A 26,249-nucleotide genomic window follows, 5' to 3' on the forward strand; every position below is an offset into this window, starting at 1 on the left:
GTTTACCTCCGGGGTTTCGGGGCCACTCTGGACATCGCCCCCAGTGTCCCCACCGGACCATGCGCGTAAAGGCGTACCGGAATCCAGAAGGGGTGGTCCCCATGTCACGGTCGGCCGCCTGGTGGCATCGGCTGGGGCTTGCCGAACTGCACCGGCGGGGCAAGGAGCTGGAGTTGCTGCACCGGGCCATGGGGTTCGCGACCCTGGCCCTGGTCACGCTCGCACCGCTGCTGATCGTGGTCGCGGCGGCGGACCCGCTGGGGCACGGCGGGTTCGCGCTGTGGCTGGTGGACGGCATGGACCTGTCCGGCCGCTCCGCGCAGGCGCTGACCAGCGTCTTCGGCCCGCCCAAGCGGGTCGTCAGCACCACCGGAGCCTGGAGCATCGCGCTGCTGGCCCTGTTCGGCCTGTCCTTCGCCTCCAGCGTGCAAAGCGGCTACGAGCGGATCTGGAAGCCGTACGCCGGTCCCTGGCACCGGCTGTGGCAGCAGGTGGTGTGGCTGGTCGTCCTGATGATGTACGTGTACGCGCAGGTGCAGACCCGGAACGTGCTGCAGGGACCGCCGCGCATCGTGCTGAGCGTGGCCATCGGGGTGCTGTTTTTCTGGTGGGGGCCGCACTTCCTGCTCCACCGCCAGGTGCAGTGGCGCCATCTGCTGCCCGGCGCCCTCGCGACCATGGCGGGTCTGGTGGGCCTGCGCTGGTTCTCCTACCTGGTGTTCACTCCCCTGCTGGTCACCAACGCGGTCAGCTACGGCCCGATGGGAGCCATCCTGGTCGTGGAGTCCTGGCTGGTCGGCGTCGGCTTCGTCGTGTACGGCGGGGCCCTGGTGGGGCGGCTGCTGTGTGAGCGCTTCGGGTACACGGACGAGCCCGACGAGGAGGACGAGGACGAGCACGGTGAGTACCTCCCCCGCAGGAACCGGGCGTGAGGGGTGAGGGCCCGGCCGCTCCCCTGCGACCGGGCCCTCGGCTCGTCGGCTCAGCGGTGGCCGAACCAGCTCATGGCCGATGTGGCCCTGTCGTTGTAGTCGAACAGCGCCTGGTTCTCCCAGCCGTTGCCGGAGGTGGAGTCGGCCGGGTCCCAGCCGTTGCCGGTGACCGCGGTCCAGGTGGCCTCCCAGTAGAAGACGCCCAGCCCCTTGTGGTCGGGGACCGCCTCCACGATGCCTGCGACCGCGTTCATCCACGCGAGCTGGCCCGCCTGGGTGGCCGGGTAGCCGGTGACCAGTTCACCGCTGGTGTCGATCTGGTTCTCCAGCGGGTCGTCCTGGGCCAGGGTGAAGGGGTAGGCGGTCTCGGCGACGAAGACCGGCTTGCCGTAGCGGGAGACCACGTCGTCGAGAGTGGTCTGCGCGGCGGCGAGCGAGCCGTGCCAGTAGCCGTAGTACGACAGGCCGATCACGTCGTAGTCGATGCCGTAGGTCTTGGCGTTGTCGAACCACCAGCGGACCGTGGAGTCGTCACCGGCGTTGGCCAGGTGCAGCGCGACCTGCGTGCCGGCGGAGACCGCCTTGACCGCGCTGTAGCCGGAGTTGAGCAGTCCGGCGAGCTGCGACCAGTTGTCGGTGGAGCCCTCGCTCCACAGGATGCCGCCGTTGATCTCGTTGCCGACCTGGACCATGTCGGCCGTGGTGCCCTGCGCCTTGAGCGCGCTCAGGACGTCGTAGGTGTGGTTGTAGACGTCGGTCTTCAGCCGGCTGTAGCCGTGGCCGGACCAGGCGGCGGGCTTGGTCTGCTTGCCCGGGTCGGCCCAGGTGCCCGAGTAGTGGAAGTCGATCAGCAGCTTCATGCCGGCGGCCTTGACGCGCTTGGCCATGGCCAGCACGCGGGTCTTGTTGTTGTAGCCGTCGGCCGGGTCGACCCACACCTTGAGGCGGGCGTAGTTCATGCCGGCGTTCTTCAGGATGGTGACCGCGTCGCCGGCGGTGCCGGAGCCGGTTCGGTAGACGCCGCCGAGTGCCTCGCTCTTGGCGAGGGAGGAGATGTCGGCACCCTTGATCGACAGGCCGGTCGATCCGGATGTGAAGGTCAGGTCGTCAACATTGATCCAGTTGCCCGCGTTCGCGTCACTGTTGATGCTGACGGTGCACTGGTTGTTGGTCACCTTGACTGACGTGACGATGCGGACCCAGCTGCTGGTGGACACCGGCAGGTCCGTGCGCTGCTCCGAACTGCCGCAGTTCTTCAGGGCCATGTAGGCGGAGTTCTGCCCACCGCTGGAGCGGACCCAGGCGGTCAGCGTGTAACTGCCGTTGGTCAGCCCCGACAGGTACTGGTACGTCTCCACCTTGTAGGCGGAGGACGAGTAGTGGGACAGGCGGTAACCGCCGCTGTGGCCACCGGACTCGGTGTACGAGGCGCCGGTGTCGCCGTACTCGGACCAGCCGGCCGGGGTGGCCACGCCCGCGCCGTCGGACTCGAAGCCGCCGTTGGTCAGCGTGCTCGCGGCGTGCGCGGTCGTGGCGGGCAGGGCGATGAGGGCGAGCCCGGCCACGAGCGGCAGCAGCAGGGCCCGTAGTGTGCGTCTGGGATGGAACATCGTCGTCCGTCGTCCCTTCGACGTGATGGGGATGGGGCGTCCCCTCCAGTGGGGGTTTCCCCGATGGGGTTCCTTCCGGTGGCACCCGGAGGGAGAGCCCCTCCGCCCACGGCTCTCGTGGCACACGCGGGCGGAGGGGAGTCGGCTCAGCCGTCGAGTCGGACGACCCGAACGGCACCGGCGGGCACCTCCAGGCGGCCCGCGGCTCGCTCACCGGTCAGCAGCTCGGTGCCGTGCCCCTCCAGCGGCACCTTCGCGTCGGACGCGGTGTGGTTGATCGCGAACAGGTGGCTGCCCGACTCGCCGGTGCGGCGCACCACTTCCACATCGCGCGGCAGATCCGCGCGCGGGCCCACACCGGCGTCCTCGATCGCCCATCCCAGCAGGGCGTCCAGGCCCTCGGCGCCCAGCCGGGTGGAGACGTACCAGGCGGTGCCCTCGCCGTGTCGGTTGCGGGTGACGGCCGGATGGCCCGCGGTCAGGCCGTCGGCGTAGGTCCACACGGTCTCCGCGCCGCGCGGCACCACGAACTCCGTCCACACGTCCCCGGCGAGCTCGGAGCCGTCCGGACCGGTGATCCGCGTCGACTGCCCCGGCAGCAGCGGCGAGAACTCCTCGACCGTCAGACCGAGGACGTCCCGCAACGCGCCCGGGTAGGCGCCCTCGTGCACGGCGTCGTGCTCGTCGACGATGCCGGAGAAGTACGACACGACGAGGGTGCCGCCGTGTCCGACGTACTCCCTGAGGTTGTCCCCGGCCGCCTCCGTCATCAGGTACAGGGCCGGTACGACGACAAGGGGATACCTCGACAAGTCGGCTTCCGGATGGGCGAAGTCGACCGTGAGGTGACGGTCGTAGAGCACCTCGTAGAAGGCGTCGGCGCGCTCGCGGGGGTCGTGGTCCGCACTGGGCCGCCAGGCGAGGTTCTGCGCCCACCAGGACTGCCAGTCCCACACGACGGCCACGTCGGCCTCGGTACGGGTGCCGCGGACCGTGCTCAACGAGTCCAGGGATGCGCCGAGTTCGACGACCTCGCGCCACACGCGCGTGTCCGTGCCGCCGTGCGGGAGCATCGCCGAGTGGAACTTCTCGGCGCCGCGCCGGGACTGGCGCCACTGGAAGAACATCGCGCCGTCGGAACCGCGGGCCACGTGGGCCAGGGAGTTGCGGGCCATCTGCCCGGGGGCCTTGGCGGGGTTGCGGGGCTGCCAGTTGACGCCCGAGGTGGAGTGCTCCAGCAGCAGCCAGGGCGCTCCGGCGGCGACGGAACGGGTGAGGTCGGCGGCCATCGCGAGGTTGACGTGGGTACGGCGGCCGTCGGTGATCAGGTAGTGGTCATTGGTGACCAGGTCGACCTCGCGGCCCCAGGCCCAGTAGTCGACGGAGTCGCACTGGCTGAGGGCGGTCATGAAGTTGGTGGTGACCGGGACGCCGGGTGAGAGGCGGTGCAGTATGTCCCGCTCCATGACGAAGTTCTCGCGCATGGTGGCATCGGCGAAGCGCTTGTAGTCCAGTGCCTGGGCGGGGTTGACGGCCGTGGGGGTGGCGCGCGGCGGGTTGATCTCGCCGAAGCCGGCATAGCGCTGGCCCCAGAAGGCGGTCCCCCAGACCTCGTTGACGGCGTCCACGCTCTCGTACGTCGCCTCGAGCCAGCGGCGGAAGTGGGCGGCGCAGGAGTCGCAGTAGCAGGCCGAGACGGGGACGCCGTACTCGTTGTGCACGTGCCACAGCGCGAGGGCCGGGTGGTCGCCGTAACGCTCCGCCAGGCGTGTGGTGATGTCCGCGGCGGCGGCTCGGTAGTCGGCGTTGCTGTGGCAGATGGCGGCGCGGGAGCCGAACTCGTAGCGCACGCCCTGGTCCGTCACCGGCAGCGCGTCGGGGTGGGCCCGGTAGAACCAGGCCGGCGGGCAGACGGTGGGCGTTCCCAGGTCGACGCGTATGCCGTTGGCGTGCAGCAGCTCCAGCAGGCGGTCGAGCCAGCCGAAGTCGTACACCCCGGGCGAGGGTTCCAGCAGTGCCCAGGAGAAGATCCCGGCGCTCACCATCGTCACCCCGGCCTCCCGCATCAGCCGGACGTCCTCCTGCTGGACGCTTTCCGGCCACTGCTCGGGGTTGTAGTCCCCGCCGAAGGCGAGCCCGGTGAGGCCCCGGGGGGTGGTCTCCGGCATTGGATCTCTCCCGATGTGTCGATCATTTGGGAACGTGCACACACAGCGGCGGCGGTGCGCGCCCAACATAACCGCACAGCAACAACCATTGACAAGTGTCTGGGATGTTTCTCTACTGTGAACGCTCACAGAGCAGCATGACAGGTCCCCGCGACAGTCGGGGACCGGCTCATGTGATGCGCATGGCAGGTTCCCGCAGCGGGCGGGGACCCAGGTCAGGGGAGAGATCCATGCCCAACACGAAGCGCCGTCGCCTCGTGGCCACTTCCGTCGCCGTCGCCCTCGGCGCCACCGCACTCGCCGCCTGCGGCTCCTCCAACGACGACAGCAAGGCCGAGTCCGGCCCGGTCACGCTGACGTACTGGACCTGGACGCCCGGCATGGACAAGGTCGTCGACCTCTGGAACAAGGGCCCGGGCAAGAAGGACCAGATCACCGTCACGGTGAAGAAGCAGGCGTCCGGCGACTCGCTGGTCACCAAGATCCTCACCGCGCACAAGGCGAAGAAGGCACCCGACCTGGTGCAGGCGGAGTACCAGGCACTGCCCACCCTGGTCAGCAACGACGCACTGGCCGACATGGCGAAGGACGTCGGCGACGCCAGGAGCAAGTTCGCCGACGGCGTCTGGCAGCAGACCACCCTCGGCACCGACGCCGTCTACGCCGTCCCCCAGGACATCGGCCCGATGATGTTCTACTACCGCGACGACCTCTTCAAGAAGTACGGCCTGAAGGTGCCCACCACCTGGGACGAGTTCGCCCAGGTGGCACGCGACCTCAAGAAGAAGGCCCCGGACAAGGACCTCACCACCTTCTCCGCCAACGACTCCGGCCTCTTCGCGGGCCTCGCCCAGCAGGCCGGCGCCAAGTGGTGGACCACCTCCGGCGACAAGTGGAAGGTCGGCATCGACGACGCCGCCACCCAGAAGGTCGCCAAGTTCTGGGGCGGCCTCGTCAAGGAGGGCGCCATCGACAACCAGCCGATGTACACCCCCGCCTGGAACAAGGCGCTCGACACCGGCAAGCAGATCGCCTGGGTCTCCGCCGTGTGGGCCCCCGGCACCCTGACCACCGCCGCACCCGACACCAAGGGCAAGTGGGCCATGGCCCCGCTCCCCCAGTGGTCCGCCGGCCAGAACGTCACCGGCAGCTGGGGCGGCTCCTCCACCGCCGTCACCACCGACTCCGCCCACAAGGCCGCCGCCGCCAAGTTCGCCGCGTGGCTCAACACCGACGGCACCGCACTGGAGGCCCTCGCCAAGGACAGCGGCATCTACCCCGCCGCCACCAACGCCCAGACCAGCGGCGCCTTCGCCACTCCCCCGGCCTACTTCGCCAACCAGCCGGACTTCTACACCAAGGCCGCCGAGATCGCGAAGACCACCGCACCCTCAGCCTGGGGCCCCAACGTGAACGTCGCCTACACCACCTTCAACGACGCCTTCGGCGCCGCCGCCAAGAACAAGTCGGACTTCGTCGCCGCCCTGAACACCATGCAGGACGCCACCGTCGCCGACCTGAAGAAGCAGGGCTTCGAGGTCTCTCAGTGACCACCACCGCCCGTCGGAGGCCATACGGGGTCAAGGGGGCCCCGTATGCCCACCCGTCTCCCACCACCACCCTCAAACGAGCGCGGAGCGCCCCCTACGTTTTCCTCCTCCCCGCCGCGCTCCTCTTCGCCCTGTTCTTCGCGCTGCCCATCGGCTACGCCCTCTACCTCAGCTTCCGCAAGGTGCACGTCTCCGGCCTCGGCCTGGGCTCCGGCGCCCGCAAGGAGGTCTGGGCCGGCCTGGAGAACTACACCGACGCCCTCACCGACGGCGACCTGCCCCACGGCGCCCTGCGCGTCCTCGGCTACGGCTGCGTCGTCGTCCCCGTGATGCTCGGCCTCGCCCTCCTCTTCGCGCTCATGCTCGACTCCGAGAAGGTCCGCCTCGCCCCCTTCACCCGGCTCGCGATCTTCCTGCCGTACGCCATCCCCGGCGTCGTCGCCGCGCTGATGTGGGGCTTCCTGTACCTGCCCGACGTCAGCCCGTTCTACTACCTGCTCGACAAACTGCACCTGCCGCAGTCCGACCTACTCGACGGCGGCCCGCTCTACCTCGCCATGTCCAACATCGCGGTCTGGGGCGGCACCGGCTTCAACATGATCGTCATCTACACCTCGCTCCGCTCGATCCCCGCCGAGGTCCACGAGGCGGCGAAACTGGACGGCGCGACCCCGCTGCAGATCGCCCTGCGCATCAAGATCCCGATGGTCTCGCCCTCCCTGGTGCTCACCTTCTTCTTCTCGATCATCGCGACCCTCCAGGTGTTCAACGAGCCCACCACCCTCAAGCCGCTCACCAACTCCCTGCCCCTGACCTGGAGTCCGCTGATGACCGTCTACCAGGACGCGTTCCGCAAGGGCGACATCTACCAGGCCGCCGCCGAGGCCGTCATCATCGCCATCGCCACGCTCGCCCTGTCCTTCGGCTTCCTGCGGGCCGCGAACCGCCGCCAGAAGCAGGAGGCACGATGAGCTCCCTCGCCGTCCAGAAGATCCCCTCGGCGGCCGGCACCACCGGCGCCGCCCAGGACCGCCCCCCACTGCGCCGCCGCATCGCGCTCGTCCCCACCGTCACCCTGCTGATCGGCGCGATCTACACCCTGCTGCCGGTCGCCTGGGTCGTCATCGCCTCCACCGAGTCCGGCCGCGAACTGTTCTCCACCTTCACCTTCCTGCCCGGCACCGGCTTCGCCGACAACATCAGACAGCTGAGCGCCTACCGCGACGGCGTGTACTGGAAGTGGATGGGCAACTCCGCCCTCTACGCCGGACTCGGCGCCCTCATGTCGACCTGCGTCTCGGCCTTCAGCGGCTACGCACTGGCCACCTACCGCTTCCGCGGCCGCGAGACGATCTTCAACGTCCTGCTCGCCGGCGTCCTGATGCCGCCGATCATCCTCGCCATCCCCCAATACCTCCTCCTGGCGAAGGCGGACCTCACGGACTCCTACCTCTCGGTGCTCCTCCCGCAGATCCTCTCCCCCTACGGCGTCTACCTCGCCCGCATCTACGCCACCGCCGCCGTGCCGCCCGACGTGGTCGAGGCCGGCCGCATGGACGGGGCGGGCGAATGGCGGATCTTCACCCGGGTCGCCCTGCCGATGATGGTGCCCGGCCTGGTCACGGTCTTCCTGTTCCAGTTCGTGGCCGTGTGGAACAACTTCCTGCTCCCGTACATCATGCTCAGCGACGACGAGAAGTTCCCGATCACCCTGGGCCTCTACACCCTCCTCGAACAGGGCTCCAACCAGCCGGCCCTCTACACCCTGGTGATCACAGGAGCGTTCCTCGCGGTCATCCCCCTGATCGCCCTCTTCCTGGTCATCCAGAGATTCTGGAGCCTCGATCTGCTGTCCGGGGCCGTAAAGTCATGACCATGAGCAGCACGGGGGGCCGGCGAAGGCCGCCGACCATTCATGATGTGGCGCGTGAGGCCGGGGTTTCGCGGGGGACCGTCTCTCGGGTGCTCAACGGTGGGCACTATGTCAGTCCGGCCGCGCAGGAGGCGGTCAACGCCGCGATCCGTAAGACGGGTTACGTGGTCAACCGGCACGCCCGTTCGCTGATCACCGGGCGTTCGGACTCGGTCGGGTTTCTGCTGACGGAGCCCCAGGAGCGGTTCTTCGAGGATCCCAACTTCAATGTCCTGCTCAGTGGTTGCACGCAGGCGCTGGCCACGCACGACATCCCGTTGCTGCTGATGCTGGCGGGCACCAAGGACGAGCGGCGGCGTATCACGCGGTACATCACCGCCGGGCATGTGGACGGGGTGCTGCTGGTCTCCAGTCATTCCGGGGACCCGGTCGCGGAGGAGCTGCGCAAGGCGGGGGTGCCGCTGGTGCAGTGCGGCAAACCCATGGGGCCGGGGTCGAAGGTGAGTTATGTGGCGGCGGACGACCGGGACGGGGCCCGGGACATGGTGCGCCATCTGCTGTCCCTGGGGCGTCGGCGCATCGGCATGGTCACCGGTCCGCTGGATCTGCCCGGTGGTGTGGACCGTCTCGCCGGTTACCGGGAGGTGCTGACGGAGGCGGGCATCGAGATCGACGAGCGGCTCGTCGTGTCCGGGGACTACAGCCGGGCCAGCGGTGACGCGGGCACCGAGCGGCTGCTCGCGCAGGCCCCGGACATGGACGCCGTGTTCGTGGCCTCGGACCTGATGGCGCAGGGCGCGCTCGCGGCGCTGCGCCGGGCGGGCCGCCGGGTGCCCGAGGACGTCGCCGTGGGCGGGTTCGACGACTCCAGCGCGGCGACGGAGGCCACCCCTGCCCTCACCACGATCCGTCAGCCCTACGACCGCATCAGCACCGAGATGGTGCGGGTGCTGCTGGCGCAGATCGGGGGCGAGGACCCGGCGGCGGTGATCCTGCCGACGGAGCTGGTCAAGCGGGACTCGACGTAACGTCGCGAACGGGCCCTCCGTGTGCCGGTCGCTTCGCATACTGAGGGCCATGGCCCTCTACGACTCGCTCGGTACGACGTACGGCCTGACCCGGCGGCCGGATCCGCGGATCGCCGCGCGGATCCACGCCGCGCTCGGGGACGCCACGGACGTGGTCAACGTGGGGGCCGGTACCGGTTCCTACGAGCCGGAGTGCACCGTGCTCGCGGTGGAGCCGAGCCGGGTGATGGTCGGCCAGCGGCCGCCCGGGTCCGCCCCGGCGGTGCGCGCGGTCGCCGAGCGTCTGCCGCTGCGGGACGGTGCCGCCGACACGGTGATGGCGCTGCTGACCGTTCACCACTGGAGTGATCCGGCGGCCGGGGTGGCAGAGCTGTGCCGGGTCGCCCGGCGCCGGATCGTGGTGCTGACCTGGGACCAGGAGGTCTTTCGCGAGCGGTTCTGGCTGGTGCGCGAGTACCTTCCCGAGGTCACCGTCTTCGACGACGCCCGGGCCCTTCCCGTCGACCGGCTGGCCTCCTGGCTGGGCGGGGCGCGTCAGGAGCCCGTGCCGGTCCCGTACGACTGCACGGACGGTTTCGGTGCCGCTTTCTGGCGTCGTCCGCACGCCTATCTCGATCCGCGGGTGCGGGCCGGTATCTCCCTGCTCGCCCAGACGGGCGAGGACGTCCTGGCGCCCGGGCTGGAGCGGCTCGCCGCTGATCTGTCCTCGGGTCGCTGGCATGCCCGCCATGCGGATCTGCTCGCCCGGGACAGTGTCGACGTCGGCTACCGGCTGCTGGTGGCGGAGCGCTGAGCCCCCCTCGGCGCAACCGGTCAGGATCCGAGAAGCCACATCCCGCTCCCCCGCCCTAGCGTGAAACCACCGACGGAAACCCGTCGGACCACCGGACACGGAGGAGCCCGTCATGACTGCCGGCCTGAAGACCATCATCTACCCCGTCAAGGACATCAACCGGGCGAAGGCCGTCTTCAGCGCCCTGCTGGAGGTGGAGCCGTACGCGGACGAGCCCTACTACGTCGGTTTCAAGGACGCCGGGCAGGACGTCGGCCTGGACCCCAACGGTCACGCTCAGGGCCTGACCGGGCCGGTGCCGTACTGGCACGTGACCGACATCCGTGGCCGGCTGGCCGCGCTGGTGGAGGCCGGTGCGGAGATCGTGCAGGACGTCCGGGACGTCGGCAACGGCCGGCTGATCGCCTCGCTCAAGGACGCGGACGGCAACCTCGTGGGGCTGCTCGAGGACCCGGCCGCCTGAGAACCCCCGCGCCGCATGCACCCGCGCCGCATGCACCCGCATTGGTTGCACACTCAACGAATGGCCCATTCGGTGTTACCGTGCGGGTATGGCAGTGAAGACGGCCGGGGCCGGGCTCGAGGAGAAGTGGCGGGACATCCTGTCCGTGCACGCGCGCACGATGTGCGAGATCGATCGGGTGCTGCACCCGCACGGCCTGGGCGCGAGCGATTTCGAGGTGCTCGACCTCCTCGCGTCCGAGGCACCCCGGGAGGGTGACCAGTGCCGGGTGCAGAACCTGGTCGGCCGGGTCCATCTCAGCCAGAGCGCGCTGTCCCGGCTCATCGGCCGGCTGGAGAAGGACGGCCTGCTGGAGCGCTCCGTGTGCGTCGAGGACCGGCGCGGCGTGTATGTCACCCTCACCCGCAAGGGCCGCGACCTGCACGCCGAGGTTCTGCCGCTGCAACGGGCGGCGCTTCAGCGCATGTTGGGCTGAACTGCCCCCCCTCACGCCCCGTCCGGGGCGCAGCCGCGCAGGGTGAAGGCGATCACCTCGTCCAGACCGTGCTCGTGGACCTCCGGGGGCAGATGCCCGGTGGCCGCGAGCTCGGCGTAGCCGTGCAGCGCCGCGAAGATCGGCACGCCCACGCGCTCCAGTTCCCCCTTGCGGACCTCACCGCGGCGCTGCCCTTCGTCGATCACCCGCTCGAGGAGTTCCGACCAGCGCCGGGTCGCCTCGACCAGCTCCGCGGAGGCCTCGGGGGCGTGCTTGAGCGCGTACATCAGCTCCAGGAGCGCGGGATTGTCCAGGGCGAAACCGACGTACGCCCGGAACATCGCGTCGAGGCGCTCCGCGAACGCCTCTCCGGTGCCGTCCTGTGACGCCTCCAGTGTCTCGCGCAGCCGCTCGAAGCCGACTCGTGCCAGGGCGTCCAGCAGCGCCTGCTTGTCCTTGAAGTGACGGCTGGGCGCGGCATGGCTGACGCCCAGGTCGCGGGCGAGTTCCCGGAGCGACAGGGCAGTGGGCCCCTTCTCCTTCAGAGTCTCCTCGGCGCGGGTCAGCAACGCGGCGCGCAGGTCTCCGTGGTGGTAGCTGCGTGTACGGGTGTGCATGGGCGTCAGTGTACCGGTCATGTTTATTCCGCCTACATTGTTGTCATCGTCATCTTTGTTGTCGGCGACAGCATTGTTGGCGTCGTCACCATTGTTGGCATTGACAGCATTGTTGGCAACGCCTACATTCGCTGCCATGACTACTGCATCCAGCAAGTGGAACGTCACCGACATCCCCGACCAGACCGGCCGCACCGCCGTCGTCACCGGCGCCAACAGCGGACTCGGCATCGCCACCGTCGAGGCACTCGCCGGCGCGGGCGCGCACGTGGTGCTCGCAGTACGGGACCCCCAGCGCGGAGCGGCCGCGGCGGCGCGCGTACACGGCAGCGTGGAGGTCCGCCGGCTCGACCTCGCCGATCTCGCCTCCGTGCGCGAGTTCGCCGCGAGCTGGCAGGGCGACCTGGACCTGCTCGTCAACAACGCCGGCGTCATGAACATCCCCGAATCCGCCACGAAGGACGGCTTCGAGACGCAGTTCGGCACCAACCACCTGGGCCACTTCGCCCTGACCAACCTGCTGCTGCCGCACATCACCGACCGGGTGGTGACCGTCTCCTCCGGCGCCCACCGGATGCCGGGCAGCCCCCGTATCCACTTCGACAACCTCAACCTCAGCGGCGAGTACGCCCCGATGAAGGCCTACAGCCAGTCCAAGCTGGCCAACCTGCTGTTCACCCTGGAACTCCAGCGCCGCCTGACCGAGAGCGGTTCGGCCGTACGTGCCACGGCCGCGCACCCGGGCTGGGCCGCCACGAACCTCCAGAGCCACGACGGCAGCGCCCTGCGCCGTCTGTTCATGCGGGTCGGCAACCGCTTCGTCGCCCAGGACAACAAGGCCGGCGCCCTGCCCACGCTCTACGCCGCCGTCCAGGACCTGCCCGGAGCGAGCTACGTCGGACCGGACGGTCTCGGCGAGATGCGCGGCGCCCCCACCCTGGTGGGCCGCTCGGCGGCGGCCAGCGACCCGTCGACCGCGCGCCGGCTGTGGACCGTCTCCGAGGAACTGACCGGCGTCACCTTCCCGCTGTCGGCCGCCGCCACCGCCGGGGCACGACCGTGATCGGTCTGCTCGCCGCCGTGTTCGTTCTCGGCCTCCTCTGCCTCGCCACCGCGGTCGCCTTCTGACGCCGTCACCCGGCTCAGCCGGCCGGAGGCAGCCCGGGCCGTCCCTCACCGGGTCTGCGGTCCGCGGGCCGGCGCGGCGGAACGGGCGTCGAGTCGAAGTCGCGCGGCCCGGTCCACAGCGCGGGTACGGCGTCGCAGCGGCGGCACAGCTCGTAGGCGATGGCCTCGTAGTTGACGCGCCAGCCGTGGAAGTGCGGCCAGGCCTCCTCGGTGGGGCGTTCGGCGCGGAAGCCCGCCGCCTCCAGCATGGCCGCCGCGGCCTCGAACTCCACATACGTCAGCCGGATGTGGGCGTCCGGGGCGGGGTCGGGGTCGAAAGGGATGCGCTGGGCGCGGGCCATGTCGCGCAGGGCGGTGAAACCGGCGCGCAACACCAGGCGGGCGGCCGGCGGGGCGGTACGAGGGGTGAGCGCGAGCTGGACGGCCGCCGCGTCCATGACGGCGATCAGGCCGACCAGCCAGTGCCGGTACGGGCGGGGCGAGCGGAACGCCATCAGCACCGGGTACGCGGAGTGGCTCTCGCCGATGTCGGAAGCCAGCCGTTCCCATGCCCGGTACAGCTCCGGCAGCGCGGTCTCGGTGTCTACCAGCCACTGCCGGGCCAGGATCTCCGGACCCCAGGCGGGCTCGCCGGCCCGTGACTGCAGCAGGGTCACTTCCAGCTCGCGGCGGTTGTAGGCGGCGTACAGCGTGGGCAGATAGGCGATCTGCAGGGCGATCAGGACGGGTCCGGTGGCCGCCGCGACGAAGTCGAGCGCGGACAGCCGCAGCCGGGCGCCGCTGGCGAAACCGAGGGTGAGCAGGCTGGAGCCGGCCTCACGGAAGGAACTGCCCCAGGACAGTCCGGACAGGGCGTGCAGCAGCAGGCCGAAGGCGAGCAGCGCGCCGCCCAGCCAGGTGGTGAGCATGCCGATCAGGATCAGGGGCGCGAGCCAGGTCTGGGCGCGGTCTATGGCGTCGTATCCCCCGCCGGGCGCGGCGAGCCGCAGCAGGCGGCGCAGCAGCCACCACAGCCGGTACACCAGCATCGAGTACAGGCCGCGCGGCACCACGAGCGTGCGCAGGACGCTGCCGACCAGGACCGCCAGCAGCAGCCCGCCGGCCACGCCGGAGATCCATTCCATGCGGACATTGTGGCCCGCTGCGGCGCCCGGCGATCAGTTTCGACAGCTCACGAGCGGACCGGGCCGAGCGGTCGGCCGCGCAGCCCGTCGGCCCGCCGCCCTACCTGCCGGGTTCCGCCGTCATCCACGGCCGGTCGCCGTGCGTCCTTGGACACCCGGAGCTGTTGCGGTTCGCTCTCAGGGCCGCGCGAGCAGGGTGCGCACGCCTTCCGAGGTGAGGGTCAGCGGGTGCTCGGAGCCGGCGTCGATCGTCAGGGACAGTTCGTCGGCCGGCCACTGGGACGCGAGGGCGCCCAGCGGGACCAGGCGGTAGCGGGAGACGAAGGGCAGCAGCTCGGCCATCTCCACCTCCGAGGTGAACACGGGTACCACCGGGTCCCCGTCCGGCTGCTCCAGGACGGGCAGCGCCACGGCCGAGGGGTCGGTGGCGTCGTCCTGGTTCGCGTCGTCCGGCACCGGGACGAGGACCTCGCTGCCGGCCAGCGTGTCCAGCGCCGCCGTGTCGTCGGTGTTCACGGCCAGCGCGTCCAGCGCCTGCCGTGCCGGTGTGGGGTTGTTCTCGTGGGCAGGTGTCTCCATGGCAGATCCCCTGGTAGCGACGGTCGTCGGCACGCCCGGAACAAGATCGCCTCCGGGCACGGCTCCGGATCGCGTACCCGATCCGGAGCAGGCCATTCCCCGCCACCGGGAGAATCCACGGGCCGGCCACCGGGCTCGACGGCCTGGGAAGCGCGCCCTGCTCGTAGGCCTCCCGGAGCAGACGATCAACGCCGTGGACACGCCGGCGGGGCCGGGAGGAGCGCGCGTGCCCCAGGACCCAGCCATCCAGCGGATCACCGGTCCCGAAGCATCCGTCACGGGCGATCGGCATGCGGCTCCCGCGCCTCCGCGAGCAGTTCGGTGACCGTGGTCAGACGGATCAACGGGCCGTAGGACTCCATGATGCGCAGTGCCCGCGCGTGTGCCGCGTCGTCCGCTCCCGCGCACGCGTCCGTGACCACCACGACCTCGACCCCCGCGTCGGCGGCGGCAAGGGCGGTGGCCAGGACGCAGCAGTCGGTGCTGACGCCGGTCAGAACGAGGCGGCCCGCCGGGCCGAGGCGGCGGGCGAGGTCCGGGCCCCACTTGCCGAAGGTCGTGGCGTCCAGGATGTGGCCGGCGTGAGGGGTGAAGTCCTCGGTCAGGGACCAGAGTTGGGCGTCCGGTGGCTGGAGCGCGAACGGCCAGCGGTCGTAGTAGGACCGCCAGGCGCCCTCGGGTTGCGCGGGGGCGAGGAAGCGGGTGAAGGCGACCCGGTCGCCGAAGGCCGGCAGCAGGCGTCGTACGCCCGCCGCGGCCTCGGCGTAGCGCGGCGCGGCCCAGGGGCTGTCCGGTTCGGCGAAGACGCGTTGCATGTCGATGACGGCGAGCAGGCCGCCGCTCATACGGCGGCCCCCGCGTCCGTGGGGCTCGGCGCCTGTGCCTCCTGGGTGTGGACGCGGGCGCGGCCGAGGGCGAGTGTGCCGAGGAAGCCGAGGGCGAGCGCGGCGAGGACGCCGAGGTTGGCGTAGGCCCAGGCGCCGGACTTGCCGCCGAGGCCCAAGGGGTCGAGCAGATAGCCCTGCCACGTGAGCCAGCTCGCGGCCGCGTTGGTGACCAGGCCCCAGCCGAGGGCCGTGGCGGCGACGGTCAGCAGCAGCGGAACGGGTTGTACGTCGCCGTAGCGGCCCGAGGGCCGGTAGAGGTCTCCCTCGTCGTAGTCGCGCCGGCGCAGCAGCAGGTCGGCGAGCATGATGCCGCACCATGCGGCGATGGGGACGCCCAGCGTGGTGAGGAAGCCCATGAACTGGCCGAGGAAGTCGTCGGCGAAGAAGACGATGTAGACGGAGCCCGCGATCATCAGGACGCCGTCGACGAAGGCGGCCAGATAGCGGGGGATCCGGATGCCGGCCGAGAGCAGGGCGAGGCCGGAGGAGTAGATGTCGAGGACCGCCCCGCCGACCAGTCCGAGCACGGCGACCACGGCGAACGGGACCAGGAACCAGGTGGGCAGGATGGTGGTGAGCGCGCCGATGGGGTCGGCGGCGACGGCCGTGTTCAGCTTGGTGGACGAGCCGGCCAGCAGCAGGCCGAAGACCAGCAGGAGCAGGGGTGCCAGGGACGCCCCGAAGGTGGTCCAGCCGATCACGCCCCGGCTGGAGGAACGGCGTGGCAGATAGCGCGAGTAGTCGGCGGCCGCGTTGACCCAGCCCAGTCCGAAGCCGGTCATCATGAACACCAGCGCGCCGATGAACTCCTGGGCGGAACCCGCCGGGATCGCGCTGACGGTGTTCCAGTGGATGTGGTCGGCGACCAGCCCGATGTAGACGACGGTGAGCACACCGGTGACGACGGTGATCAGGGTCTGCAGTCGCATGATCAGGTCGAAACCCATCACACCGCCGACCACGGTCAGCGCGCCGACGAGGACCAGGGCGACCACCTTGGTCCCGGTGCCGCCGCCCCAGCCGAGCCGCCCGAAGACGGTGGCGGTGGCCATGGTGGCGAGCGCGCACAGCACGGTCTCCCAGCCGACGGTGAGCACCCAGGAGATCACCGAGGGCAGCCGGTTGCCGCGCACCCCGTAGGCGGCCCGGCTGAGCACCATCGTCGGTGCGGAGCCGCGCTTTCCGGCCACGGCGATGAAGCCGCACAGCAGGAAGGAGAAGACGATGCCGATCACGCCGGCGATCAGCGCCTGCCAGAAGGAGATGCCGAAGCCGAGCGCGAAGGCGCCGTAACTCAGGCCCAGAATCGAGACGTTGGCGCCGAACCAGGGCCAGAACAGGGTGCGCGGGGTGCCCTTGCGTTCGGCGTCGCCGATGACGTCGAGGCCGTGCGTCTCCACCTGGAGCCGGCCGGCCGTGGATCTGTTGTCGGGGGTATCCGAGGGGTCTGCCATGGTCGACCTACCTGTCCAGACGGGTCCAGACGTGACCAGGGGAGGCTAGGTCGGGTGCGAGGGGGCGTCAAGGATCAAGTGACCGCCGGGTGATGACCTTGGGCGGGGTGGTTACCCGTAGGGCCGGACGTACCCCACAGGAAGCAATCCGATGATCGACAACAGCGACCGTCACGAGCAGGTCTTCCAGGCCCTCGTCGCGGCCCAGCGGCGGCACGGCGGCATGCCCGTCCACCTGGAGGAGATCGCCCGCACCGCGCGGCTGCCCAGGGACGAGACACACGAGCTGCTGGACGATCTGACGCAGGTGCACCGCCGGGTGACGGAGCTGGCGGGCGGCGACGAGCCGGCTCTCGGTCCGCGGTTCGGGGTCGCGCCCCGGTTGTGAATGCCGCCCTGTGTCCGTGAGGCCCGTTCAGCGGGCCCAGAACGGCAGGGGTGGGCAGACGTCGGCGCAGGTGTGGCCGCCGGGCATGAGCAGGCCGGCGTCGTCCTCGTTGTTGTCGCCGCCCGCGAAGTAGACCTCGGGGCCCCAGCCCCAGCGGCCGTCGTCCGCCAGGGTGCTGCCCCACCAGTAGTTCTCGGCGGTCCCGTCGCGGAAGGTCTCGCCCTACTTCTCGGTGACGAACCAGTTGGCGTCGCCGCCCTGTTCGAGGTACCCGACGGTCGGGGCGTTCGGCGAGCGGGTGGCGTACACGGGGACGTGGCCGCGGGTGAGGTCGCAGTACTTGACGTCGGTGCCCCGCCACACGCGTCCGGTCGCCGGGTCGGTCAGGTCCTTCTCGGTGGTGCGGTGGCAGGGCACCTTGTCGGTGGCGTGGGCGGCGGGGGCGGTCAGGGCCGCCAGGGCGGCGAGCGCCAGGGCGGCCGTGCCGAGTCCGCGCTTGATGTGGATCATGCCCTCGGGAACGACCGGTTCCGCCCGAGGGTCACGCCCGGTGTGGGTCAGGCGGGGGTCTCCGGGCGGTTCGGGGCGGCCCAGTGGGTGTGGAAGGCTCCGGGGCGGTCGGTGCGCCGGTAGGTGTGGGCGCCGAAGTAGTCGCGCTGGCCCTGCAGGAGGGCGGCGGGCAGGCGGTCGGCGCGCAGGGTGTCGTAGTGGGCGAGCGCGGCGGAGAAGGCGGGGACGGGGATGCCGCGGCGGGCGGCGGAGGCGACGGTCTCCCGCCAGGGCACCTGCGCGTCGGTGATCTCCATGGCGAACTCCATCTCGCCCAGCAGGCTGACCAGTTCGCGGTCAGCGGCGTAGGCGGTGCGGATGCGGTCGAGGAAGGAGGCGCGGATGATGCAGCCACCGCGCCAGATCCTGGCGACGGTACCGAGGTCGATCTTCCAGCCGTACTCGGCGGCCGCGTCCTGGATCATCTTCAGGCCCTGGTCGTAGGCGATGACCTTGGACGCGTACAGGGCGTGCTCGACCTGGGAGGCGAAGCGTTCGGCCTCGGTGCGGCTGAGGTGGGGCCGGGTGCCGCCGGGCAGGCCCACGTAGGCGGCGCGCAGTTCGCTCTGGCCGGAGGCGGCGCGGGCGAAGGTGGCCTGGGCGATGGCGGTGACCGGGGAGGCGAGGTCGAGGGCGGTCTGCACGGTCCAGCGGCCGGTGCCCTTCTGCCCGGCGGCGTCGGCGACGACGTCGACGAAGGGGGCGCCGGTCTCCGGGTCGGTGTGGGCGAGGACCTCGGCGGTGATCTCGACGAGGTAGGAGCCGAGCCGGCCTGCGTTCCAGCGGCGGAAGACGTCCGCGATCTCGGCCGGGGTGTATCCGGCGACCTGGCGCAGCAGGTCGTACGCCTCGGCGATGAGCTGCATGTCGGCGTACTCGATGCCGTTGTGGACCATCTTGACGAAGTGTCCGGCGCCGTCGCTGCCGATGTGGGCGGCGCACGGCTCGCCGTCGACCTTGGCGCTGATGGTCTCGAACATCGGGCCGAGCACGTCGTACGACTCCGCCGAGCCGCCGACCATGACGGACGGCCCCTCCAGGGCGCCCTCCTCACCTCCGGAGACGCCGGCGCCGACGAAGTGCAGGCCGCGCTCGCGCAGGGCGGCCTCGCGGCGGCGGGTGTCGGCGAAGTGGGCGTTGCCGCCGTCGATGATCATGTCGCCGGGCTCCAGGAGCGGGGCGAACTCCTCGATGACCGCGTCCGTGGCGGCGCCCGCCTGCACCATGATCATCAGGCGGCGGGGGCGTTCGAGGGCGGCGACGAACTCCTCGGCCGTCTCGGCGGGGACGAAGGAGCCCTCGTCGCCGTACACCTCCATCAGCGCGCGCGTGCGGCCGGCCGTGCGGTTGTGGACGGCGACGGTGTACCCGCGGCGGGCGAAGTTGCGCGCCAGGTTGCGGCCCATGACCCCCAGGCCGGTCACGCCGATGGCTGCGGTTGCGTTCATGGTGGTGTCCCTCGATCGGTTCCGGTGGCGGTCGGCGGGGCGGGCAGGCCCCCATGACCGTGAGGTACGGACGGGGAGCCGGATCGTCTCGATTCACTCCTCGTTCAGCGCCTGGCACCCCCGTTCGAAGGATCGAAACACAAGGGGTTTAACATATGAGCGCCGCCTAGCTCGAAAGATGGATCTGTGACTGTCAACGACGACTCGTTCACCAACTGGAAGACCCGCGAGGAGACCGCGGAGTCGATGATCCCGATCATCGGGAAGCTGCACCGCGAGCGGGACGTCACCGTCCTGCTGCACAGCCGCTCCCTGGTGAACAAGTCGGTGGTGAGCATCCTCAAGACCCACCGCTTCGCCCGGCAGATCGCCGGCGAGGAGCTCTCGGTCACCGAGACCCTGCCCTTCCTGCAGGCGCTGACGACGCTCGACCTCGGCCCCTCGCAGATCGACATCGGCATGCTGGCCGCGACGTACAAGGACGACGACCGGGGCCTGACGGTGGAGGCGTTCACCGCCGAGGCCGTCGCCGGTGCCACCGGCGCCAACAAGATCGAGGGCGGCGTCGGGCGCGACGTCGTCCTCTACGGCTTCGGCCGCATCGGCCGGCTCGTGGCCCGCCTGCTGATCGAAAAGGCCGGTTCCGGCAACGGGCTCAGGCTGCGCGCGATGGTCGTGCGCGGCGGAGGCGGACGGGCCTCCGAGGATCTCGTCAAGCGGGCCTCGCTGCTGCGCCGGGACTCCATCCACGGCCAGTTCCAGGGCACGATCACCGTGGACGAGGAATCGAGCACGATCTTCGCCAACGGCAACGCGATCAAGGTGATCTACGCCGACGACCCCTCCGAGGTCGACTACACGGCGTACGGCATCAACAACGCCATCCTGATCGACAACACCGGCAAGTGGCGCGACCGCGAGGGCCTGTCCCAGCATCTGCGTCCGGGCATCGACAAGGTCGTGCTGACCGCGCCGGGCAAGGGCGACGTCCCGAACATCGTGCACGGCGTCAACCACGACACGATCAAGCCCGACGAGCAGATCCTGTCCTGCGCCTCCTGCACCACCAACGCGATCGTGCCACCGCTGAAGGCGATGGACGACGAGTACGGCGTGCTGCGCGGCCACGTGGAGACCGTGCACTCGTTCACCAACGACCAGAACCTGCTGGACAATTACCACAAGGCCGACCGCCGGGGCCGCTCCGCGCCGCTGAACATGGTCATCACCGAGACCGGTGCCGCCTCGGCCGTCGCCAAGGCGCTGCCCGACCTGAAGGCGCGGATCACCGGCAGCTCGATCCGGGTCCCGGTGCCGGACGTCTCGATCGCGATCCTCAACCTCCAGCTCGCCCGCGAGACCGACCGCGAGGAGGTCCTCGACCATCTGCGCAAGGTGTCTCTGACCTCGCCGCTCAGGCGCCAGATCGACTTCACCACCGCCCCCGACGCGGTCTCCAGCGACTTCATCGGCTCACGGCACGCCTCGATCATCGACGCGGGCGCCACCAAGGTGGAGGGCGACAACGCCATCCTCTACCTCTGGTACGACAACGAGTTCGGCTACTCCTGCCAGGTCATCCGAGTCGTCCAGCACGTCTCCGGGGTGGAGTACCCCACCTTCCCGAGCCCGGCGGCCTGACCAGGAGGGATGGTCTGGTCAAGGGTCGGCAATGTGACCTTTGGCCAGACAATTCCAGGGAAGGAATCCGGCCACAGGGGTGGATGGAACGCTCTGGAGGCGCCGTGACCACAACATCGGAACCGCGGGTGTCGGGGCTGGAGATCCGCTCCATCGACTACGTCCCGCTGGACGAGCGCCATGGCAAGCTGTGGCACCTGGGCCCACTGTGGTTCATGTCGAACGCCCAGATCGCCACCCTCGCCGTGGGCCTGATCAGCATCACCGAGGGCGGCAACCTCATCTGGTCGCTGATCGCGATCGTGGCCGGCACCGTCCTGGGCACCTTCTTCATGGCCTTCCACTCGGCCCAGGGCCCCCAGCTGGGCCTGCCGCAGATGATCCAGTCGCGGCCCCAGTTCGGCTACATCGGCGCCCTGCTGGTGTGGCTGTTCGCCTACGTCCAGTACGCGGGCTTCAACGTCTTCAACACCATCCTCGCCGGCGAGGCCATGCACACCACCGTGCACGGCGGGGTGAAGCTGTGGGTGGTCGTGGTCACCGTGGTCGCCCTGGTGATCGCACTCGTCGGCTACGACGTCATCCACAAGGCCGAGCAGTTCCTGACCTACACCTTCCTGGTCGTCTTCGGGATCTTCACCATCGGCGTCCTGGTCACCCTGCACTACCCGGCCGGCTCCTTCGACCTCGGCGCCTTCAAGTGGACGCCGTTCCTGGCCCAGTTCGGCGTGGTCGCCGGCTACCAGATCAGCTGGGCGATCTACGTCTCGGACTACTCCCGCTATCTCCCGCCGGACGTGACCGTCCGCAAGACCTTCTACTGGACCTACTTCGGTTCCGCTCTCGGCGGCATCTGGCTGATGGTGCTCGGCGCGCTGCTCGCCGCCTGGGCCGGCAAGGACTTCGACACGATCAAGTCGATCAACGCGGCGGGCGACAAGGTCTTCACCGGCTTCGGCGCGATCGTGCTGCTCTTCGCCGTGCTGGGCCTGGTCTCCGTCACCGCGCTCAACATGTACGGCGGCTCGCTCACCTTGATCAGCGCCGTCGACTCGATCAAACGGGTGCGCCCGACGCTGAGCGTACGGCTGGTGACCATCGGACTGACCGCGGCGCTCTCCCTGGTCGGCGCGCTGGCCGCGACCTCCAACTTCCTGGAGAACTTCAACAACTTCCTGCTGCTGGTGCTCTATCTGTTCATCCCGTGGACCGCGGTCAACCTGATGGACTACTACGTCGTGCGCCGCGGTCACTACGCCATCGCCGAGATCTTCAACCCGCATGGGATCTACGGCCGTTGGGGCTGGCAGGGCATCATCGCCTATCTGGTGGGCTTCGGCGTCATGGTGCCGTTCTTCGCCGTGGGCACCCTCTACACCGGCCCGGTCGCCGACGCGCTCGGCGGTGCGGACATCTCCCTGTTCGTCGGACTGCCGGTGGCGGGCGCCCTGTACTGGTGGCTGACCCGCTCCATCGACGTGGCGGCGGAGGCACGGCTGGCCGAGGCGGAGGCGGAGGAATTGGAGCGGGCGGCACACGAACACCGCGAGCCCTGACGGATATCGGCGAATCCGGCATTATCACCGCGAACCGATTCCGTGGTGAATGTGTGTGGATTATGTTCGGGCCGCCATGGGACGTGAAGCAGGCTTGCGGCAATTTCTTTCATGAAGTAATCACGTGAATCATGAACTTGTTCACCCGCGCTGCGTCCCTGCGCCGCCCGGCTCCCCCCGCAGCTTCACCGTCCCCCACCACCCGGCCGCCGGCGTTCTCCCCCACCGCCGGTGCCGCCACCCCCACCCTCGCCTCCCTGACCGGCGAATGGATGATCGACCCGGCGCACAGCCGGATCGGTTTCTCCGTCCGGCACGCCATGGTCACCACCGTGCGCGGAGCCTTCACCGAGTACCGCAGCAGGCTCTTCTTCGACGGCCACGACCCCGCCCGCTCGCAGGCGGAGATCGTGCTGGCCACCGCCAGCGTCGACACCGGAGTGGAACAACGCGACGCGCACCTGGTCGGCCGCGACTTCCTGGACGCCCGCAACTACCCCCGGATGAGCTTCCGGAGCACCGCCGTCGAGGTCGACGGCAACGATGTCTACCGCATGTCCGGCGACCTCACCATCAAGAAGGTGACGCGTCCCGTGGTGCTGGAACTCACCTACATAGGCCATGTGACCGACCCGTTCGGCTACGAACGGGTCGGATTCGACGGCACCACCACCATCAACCGTTCCGAATGGGGTCTGACGTACAACGCCAAACTCGCCGAGGGCGGTGCCATGGTGAGCGAGAAAGTGCGTCTGCAATTCGACATCGCTGCCATCCGCACCACTCCCACCGCATGACGAACCGCTGCTGAGGCGCGCTCCGTGACCGCGGTCGCGGAGCGCGCCTTGGTAGGGTGCGAGAGTTGCGGCACTCATGGGAGAGAGGCAAGGCGACGATGCAGCCGTCCGTGCTCCCGCGCGCCGTGGCGGCGGCCACGGCGACCGCCTCGTCCCTGGGCCTGGGCGTCGACGACGCGATCGTGCTGCACGACTCCAACAAGCTCACCCTGCGACTGCTGCCCTGCGACGTCCTGGCCCGGGTGGCACCGGCGGCGGATCAGGTCGCGCAGTTCGAGGTCGACCTCGCCCGGCGACTCGCCGAGGCCGGGTGCCCCGTAGCCGCACTGGATCCTCGCGTGAAGCCGCGCGTCCACCAACAGGACGGCTTCGTCATCACGCTCTGGACCTACTACGAACCCACGGAACCACGACAGATCGCACCGGCCGACTACGCCCACGCGCTCCGACGGCTGCACGCCGGCATGCGCCGACTCGACGTCCCCGCACCGCACTTCACCGACCGGGTCGCACAGGCCCAGCATCTGGTGGCGAGCCGCGACCGCACACCGGCGCTCGCCGACGCGGACCGGGAACTGCTCGTCGACACCTTGCGGAACCTCAGAGAAGTGACCGGCGAGCGCGGCGGCCCCGATCAGCTGCTGCACGGCGAGCCGCACCCGGGCAACCTGCTCACCACGGCGAACGGCCCCCTGTTCATCGACCTCGAGACCTGCTGCCGTGGACCCGTCGAATTCGACCTCGCCCATGCGCCCGAGGACGTCGGCGACCACTACCCGGGGGTCGATCACGAGCTGCTGCGCGCCTGCCGGCTCCTCGTCCTGGCGATGATCACGACATGGCGCTGGGAGCGGGACGACCAGCTCCCCGACGGGCGCCGGCTGGGCACGGAATGGCTCGGCGAGATCCGGGCGCGAACGAATCCTCGCGGTCATGTCGAGAACGCCCGACCGGCTCCGTCCCAGGGGTGAACGCGGCCACGAGGGGTCGCACCAGCACCGAGGAGAACACCATGGCCAAGTATCTGCTGCTCAAGCACTACCGCGGTGCCCCGGCTCCGGTGAACGACGTGCCGATGGACCAGTGGACGCCGGAGGAGATCTCGGCGCACGTGCGGTACATGAACGACTTCGCGGCCCGGCTGGAGAAGTCAGGCGAGTTCGTCGACAGCCAGGCGCTCACCCCCGAGGGGAGCTGGGTCCAGTACGGCGGTGAGGGGCGTCCGCCGGTCACCGACGGCCCGTTCGCCGAGACCAAGGACCTCATCGCCGGCTGGATGATCATCGACGTGGACAGTCATGAGCGCGCCGTCGAGCTGGCCGCGGAGCTGTCGGCCGCTCCCGGGGCGGGCGGCAGGCCGATCCACGAGTGGCTGGAGGTGCGCCCGTTCATGAACCCGCACGCAGGCGTCACGGACTTCGCCGAGCACTGCACCAGTACGGCCCCCGCGCAGGAGTGAGCTCGCCCATGGACGAGGCCCTCCTGCGGAGCCTCACGCCGAACGTCCTCACGGTCCTCGTCCGCCGCGGAGCCGACTTCGCGGCGGCCGAGGACGCCGTACAGGAGGCACTGCTCGAAGCGGTCCGCGTGTGGCCGGACGACCCGCCGCAGGACGCGAAGGGCTGGCTGGTCACCGTGGCCTGGCGGAAGTTCCTCGACCAGGCCCGGGCGGACAGCGCGCGCCGACGGCGTGAGGACCGTCTGGAGGAACAGCCGCCGCCGGGGCCCGCGTCCGCGGTCGACGACACGCTCCAGCTCTACTTCCTGTGCGCCCACCCGTCCCTCACGCCCTCGTCCGCCGTCGCGCTCACCCTGCGCGCCGTCGGCGGGCTCACCACCCGGCAGATCGCCCAGGCCTATCTGGTGCCCGAGGCGACCATGGCGCAGCGCATCAGCCGGGCCAAGCGCACCGTCTCCCGGGTGCGCTTCGAGCAGCCAGGCGATGTCGCCACCGTGCTGCGCGTCCTCTACCTGGTCTTCAACGAGGGCTACTCCGGAGACGTCGACCTCGCCGCCGAGGCGATCCGGCTCACCCGGCAGCTCGCGGCCGCCATCGACCATCCCGAGGTGGCGGGGCTGCTCGCCCTGATGCTGCTGCACCACGCCCGCCGCGCCGCCCGCACGGCGCCCGACGGCAGCCTGGTGCCGCTCGCAGAGCAGGACCGCGGCCGGTGGGACACGGGGATGATCGCGGAGGGCGTCGAGATCCTGCAGGCCGCCCTCGCCCGCGACCGGCTGGGCGAGTTCCAGGCGCAGGCCGCCGTCGCGGCCCTGCACGCGGACGCGCCTCGCGCCGAGGAGACCGACTGGGTGCAGATCGTCGAGTGGTACGACGAGCTCGTACGCCTGACCGACAGCCCCGTCGCCCGCCTCAACCGCGCGGTCGCCGTCGGTGAGGCGGACGGACCGCGCGCGGGTCTGGCCGCGCTCGCGGAGCTGGACTCCTCGCTGCCCCGCCACACGGCGGTGGCGGCCCACCTCCACGAACGCGACGGCGACCTGACGACCGCGGCCCGGCTGTACGCCGAGGCGGCGCGGAAGGCACCCAACCTCGCCGAACGCGACCACCTGACCCGTCAGGCCGCCCGGCTCAACACCCTCCTGCGCCCATAACACCGGCCCGACCGCGCTGGTCCGGACGGACGTCGGGACCGACAGGGCTACCCGTGCGGCCTGCCCGGCCGGTTCAGGAGCTGGTCGGCGAGGTCGTCCAGGTCGAGGTGGCCCGTCTCCGTGCCCGCGGGCACCGCTTGCAGGGCCCGGTGCAGGAACGCCTCCACGGCCCGTGCCGACGCGACGAGGACGACCCGCTCCGCTTCCCCGCCCGGCCGCAGCTGGACGCAGACCTCGTTCACCGCGCCCCGGGCCGAGGGCCACACACGGATGTCCCCCTCCCCCGTGCAGCGGGACCGGCCGCCGATCAGCAGGTCCCGGGCGAACACCCAGCACACCACCGAGTCACCGGCCACGTGGAAGGCCATGCAGACGGCGTAGGGGTCCATCGTGTCGTAGATCAGATCCGCCGACACCGGCTGGATCCATTCGTCGTCGAGCAGCAGGCTGACGAGCATCCGGCAAGCGACCACGGCCGGTTGGCGAAGTTTTCTCATCGAAAGACCGGGCCACGGCTGAACACGACGCCCACCTTCTGCTTCACATTCACCCTCGCCATCGCAGGTCTCCTTCTGG

Annotated in this window: 26 protein-coding genes; 16 read left to right on the forward strand and 10 right to left on the reverse strand. The window is 70.2% G+C overall.

Annotation, left to right across the window (positions count from 1 at the left end; genetic code table 11):
* Window positions 1–101 precede the first annotated feature (101 nt).
* Entirely contained in the window at window positions 102–932 is an 831-nt protein-coding gene (locus ACWCQ1_RS04340) for a ribonuclease BN (protein ID WP_451025816.1), read from the forward strand.
* A 50-nt stretch (window positions 933–982) separates the two neighbouring features.
* Here ACWCQ1_RS04340 and ACWCQ1_RS04345 read toward each other — a convergent pair whose 3' ends face one another.
* Together ACWCQ1_RS04345 and ACWCQ1_RS04350 are read right to left on the reverse strand one after the other, a co-directional pair.
* Entirely contained in the window at window positions 983–2,542 is a 1,560-nt protein-coding gene (locus ACWCQ1_RS04345; protein ID WP_451025817.1) for a glycosyl hydrolase 53 family protein, read from the reverse strand.
* Between the two features lie 146 nt (window positions 2,543–2,688).
* Entirely contained in the window at window positions 2,689–4,710 is a 2,022-nt protein-coding gene (locus ACWCQ1_RS04350) for a beta-galactosidase (RefSeq protein ID WP_451025818.1), read from the reverse strand.
* 230 nt (window positions 4,711–4,940) lie between these two features.
* On the opposite strand from ACWCQ1_RS04350, the gene ACWCQ1_RS04355 reads away from it, so the two are divergent.
* The 7 genes from ACWCQ1_RS04355 (at window position 4,941) to ACWCQ1_RS04385 (ending at window position 10,892) form a co-directional block, all read left to right on the forward strand.
* Complete coding sequence (locus ACWCQ1_RS04355) at window positions 4,941–6,260, forward strand: ABC transporter substrate-binding protein (protein WP_451025819.1); 1,320 nt, start codon at window positions 4,941–4,943, stop codon at window positions 6,258–6,260.
* Complete coding sequence (locus tag ACWCQ1_RS04360) at window positions 6,257–7,231, forward strand: carbohydrate ABC transporter permease (RefSeq protein WP_451025820.1); 975 nt, start codon at window positions 6,257–6,259, stop codon at window positions 7,229–7,231. Before ACWCQ1_RS04355 ends, ACWCQ1_RS04360 begins: the two co-directional genes overlap by 4 nt.
* On the forward strand, window positions 7,228–8,133 hold the full coding sequence (locus tag ACWCQ1_RS04365) for a carbohydrate ABC transporter permease (RefSeq protein ID WP_358600014.1): 906 nt from the start codon (window positions 7,228–7,230) through the stop codon (window positions 8,131–8,133). The genes ACWCQ1_RS04360 and ACWCQ1_RS04365 overlap by 4 nt, the downstream gene beginning before the upstream one ends.
* Window positions 8,130–9,161: a LacI family DNA-binding transcriptional regulator gene (locus tag ACWCQ1_RS04370; protein ID WP_451025821.1), complete on the forward strand. Its 1,032-nt coding sequence runs from the start codon at window positions 8,130–8,132 to the stop codon at window positions 9,159–9,161. Before ACWCQ1_RS04365 ends, ACWCQ1_RS04370 begins: the two co-directional genes overlap by 4 nt.
* A 49-nt stretch (window positions 9,162–9,210) precedes the next feature.
* The gene (locus ACWCQ1_RS04375) at window positions 9,211–9,954 is read left to right on the forward strand and encodes a class I SAM-dependent methyltransferase (protein WP_358600011.1); all 744 of its coding nucleotides are present in this window, start codon (window positions 9,211–9,213) and stop codon (window positions 9,952–9,954) included.
* A 112-nt stretch (window positions 9,955–10,066) separates the two neighbouring features.
* Window positions 10,067–10,417: a VOC family protein gene (locus ACWCQ1_RS04380; protein WP_133045173.1), complete on the forward strand. Its 351-nt coding sequence runs from the start codon at window positions 10,067–10,069 to the stop codon at window positions 10,415–10,417.
* An 88-nt stretch (window positions 10,418–10,505) separates the two neighbouring features.
* Window positions 10,506–10,892 (forward strand): MarR family winged helix-turn-helix transcriptional regulator, encoded by a 387-nt coding sequence (locus ACWCQ1_RS04385; protein ID WP_358600008.1) that lies wholly within the window; start codon window positions 10,506–10,508, stop codon window positions 10,890–10,892.
* A gap of 11 nt (window positions 10,893–10,903) precedes the next feature.
* Here the strand turns inward: ACWCQ1_RS04385 and ACWCQ1_RS04390 are convergent, their stop codons facing one another.
* On the reverse strand, window positions 10,904–11,509 hold the full coding sequence (locus ACWCQ1_RS04390) for a TetR/AcrR family transcriptional regulator (protein WP_358600005.1): 606 nt from the start codon (window positions 11,507–11,509) through the stop codon (window positions 10,904–10,906).
* A 136-nt stretch (window positions 11,510–11,645) separates the two neighbouring features.
* On the opposite strand from ACWCQ1_RS04390, the gene ACWCQ1_RS04395 reads away from it, so the two are divergent.
* On the forward strand, window positions 11,646–12,572 hold the full coding sequence (locus tag ACWCQ1_RS04395; protein WP_133045170.1) for an oxidoreductase: 927 nt from the start codon (window positions 11,646–11,648) through the stop codon (window positions 12,570–12,572).
* Between the two features lie 79 nt (window positions 12,573–12,651).
* On the opposite strand, the gene ACWCQ1_RS04400 is transcribed toward ACWCQ1_RS04395, so the two are convergent.
* The 4 genes from ACWCQ1_RS04400 to ACWCQ1_RS04415 form a co-directional block, all read right to left on the reverse strand.
* The gene (locus tag ACWCQ1_RS04400) at window positions 12,652–13,761 is read right to left on the reverse strand and encodes a hypothetical protein (protein WP_133045169.1); all 1,110 of its coding nucleotides are present in this window, start codon (window positions 13,759–13,761) and stop codon (window positions 12,652–12,654) included.
* Between the two features lie 177 nt (window positions 13,762–13,938).
* Entirely contained in the window at window positions 13,939–14,340 is a 402-nt protein-coding gene (locus ACWCQ1_RS04405) for an SseB family protein (protein WP_133045168.1), read from the reverse strand.
* Window positions 14,341–14,615: 275 nt separating this feature from the next.
* Window positions 14,616–15,185, reverse strand: coding sequence for a cysteine hydrolase family protein (locus ACWCQ1_RS04410; protein WP_451025822.1), 570 nt, complete (start codon window positions 15,183–15,185; stop codon window positions 14,616–14,618).
* Window positions 15,182–16,681, reverse strand: a complete 1,500-nt coding sequence (locus ACWCQ1_RS04415) for a purine-cytosine permease family protein (protein ID WP_451025823.1) — start codon at window positions 16,679–16,681, stop codon at window positions 15,182–15,184. The genes ACWCQ1_RS04410 and ACWCQ1_RS04415 overlap by 4 nt, the downstream gene beginning before the upstream one ends.
* A gap of 151 nt (window positions 16,682–16,832) precedes the next feature.
* On the opposite strand from ACWCQ1_RS04415, the gene ACWCQ1_RS04420 reads away from it, so the two are divergent.
* The gene (locus tag ACWCQ1_RS04420; RefSeq protein ID WP_451025824.1) at window positions 16,833–17,069 is read left to right on the forward strand and encodes a hypothetical protein; all 237 of its coding nucleotides are present in this window, start codon (window positions 16,833–16,835) and stop codon (window positions 17,067–17,069) included.
* A gap of 222 nt (window positions 17,070–17,291) precedes the next feature.
* On the opposite strand, the gene ACWCQ1_RS04425 is transcribed toward ACWCQ1_RS04420, so the two are convergent.
* Both ACWCQ1_RS04425 and gndA read right to left on the reverse strand, forming a co-directional pair.
* Complete coding sequence (locus ACWCQ1_RS04425; protein WP_358599988.1) at window positions 17,292–17,579, reverse strand: hypothetical protein; 288 nt, start codon at window positions 17,577–17,579, stop codon at window positions 17,292–17,294.
* Between the two features lie 47 nt (window positions 17,580–17,626).
* Entirely contained in the window at window positions 17,627–19,066 is a 1,440-nt protein-coding gene (gene gndA, locus ACWCQ1_RS04430) for an NADP-dependent phosphogluconate dehydrogenase (RefSeq protein ID WP_358599985.1), read from the reverse strand.
* Window positions 19,067–19,252: 186 nt separating this feature from the next.
* Between gndA and ACWCQ1_RS04435 the strand changes: the two genes are divergently transcribed.
* From ACWCQ1_RS04435 to ACWCQ1_RS04460, 6 genes are all read left to right on the forward strand, one after another.
* On the forward strand, window positions 19,253–20,707 hold the full coding sequence (locus tag ACWCQ1_RS04435) for a glyceraldehyde-3-phosphate dehydrogenase (protein WP_451025825.1): 1,455 nt from the start codon (window positions 19,253–19,255) through the stop codon (window positions 20,705–20,707).
* 104 nt (window positions 20,708–20,811) lie between these two features.
* The gene (locus ACWCQ1_RS04440) at window positions 20,812–22,263 is read left to right on the forward strand and encodes a purine-cytosine permease family protein (RefSeq protein ID WP_358599979.1); all 1,452 of its coding nucleotides are present in this window, start codon (window positions 20,812–20,814) and stop codon (window positions 22,261–22,263) included.
* 131 nt (window positions 22,264–22,394) lie between these two features.
* The gene (locus ACWCQ1_RS04445; protein WP_133045161.1) at window positions 22,395–23,060 is read left to right on the forward strand and encodes a YceI family protein; all 666 of its coding nucleotides are present in this window, start codon (window positions 22,395–22,397) and stop codon (window positions 23,058–23,060) included.
* Between the two features lie 98 nt (window positions 23,061–23,158).
* Window positions 23,159–24,031, forward strand: a complete 873-nt coding sequence (locus ACWCQ1_RS04450) for a phosphotransferase enzyme family protein (RefSeq protein WP_358599976.1) — start codon at window positions 23,159–23,161, stop codon at window positions 24,029–24,031.
* A 41-nt stretch (window positions 24,032–24,072) separates the two neighbouring features.
* A complete protein-coding gene (locus ACWCQ1_RS04455) occupies window positions 24,073–24,519 on the forward strand; it encodes a YciI family protein (RefSeq protein WP_133045160.1) in 447 nt (148 codons plus the stop codon).
* A gap of 8 nt (window positions 24,520–24,527) precedes the next feature.
* Window positions 24,528–25,673 carry an RNA polymerase sigma factor gene (locus tag ACWCQ1_RS04460; protein WP_358599972.1) on the forward strand — a complete coding sequence of 382 codons (1,146 nt, stop codon included), beginning with the start codon at window positions 24,528–24,530 and terminating at the stop codon, window positions 25,671–25,673.
* A gap of 47 nt (window positions 25,674–25,720) precedes the next feature.
* Here ACWCQ1_RS04460 and ACWCQ1_RS04465 read toward each other — a convergent pair whose 3' ends face one another.
* Window positions 25,721–26,170, reverse strand: coding sequence for an SsgA family sporulation/cell division regulator (locus ACWCQ1_RS04465; protein ID WP_451025826.1), 450 nt, complete (start codon window positions 26,168–26,170; stop codon window positions 25,721–25,723).
* Window positions 26,171–26,249: the final 79 nt, after the last annotated feature.

Source organism: Streptomyces sp. NPDC002144 (genome assembly GCF_053593695.1).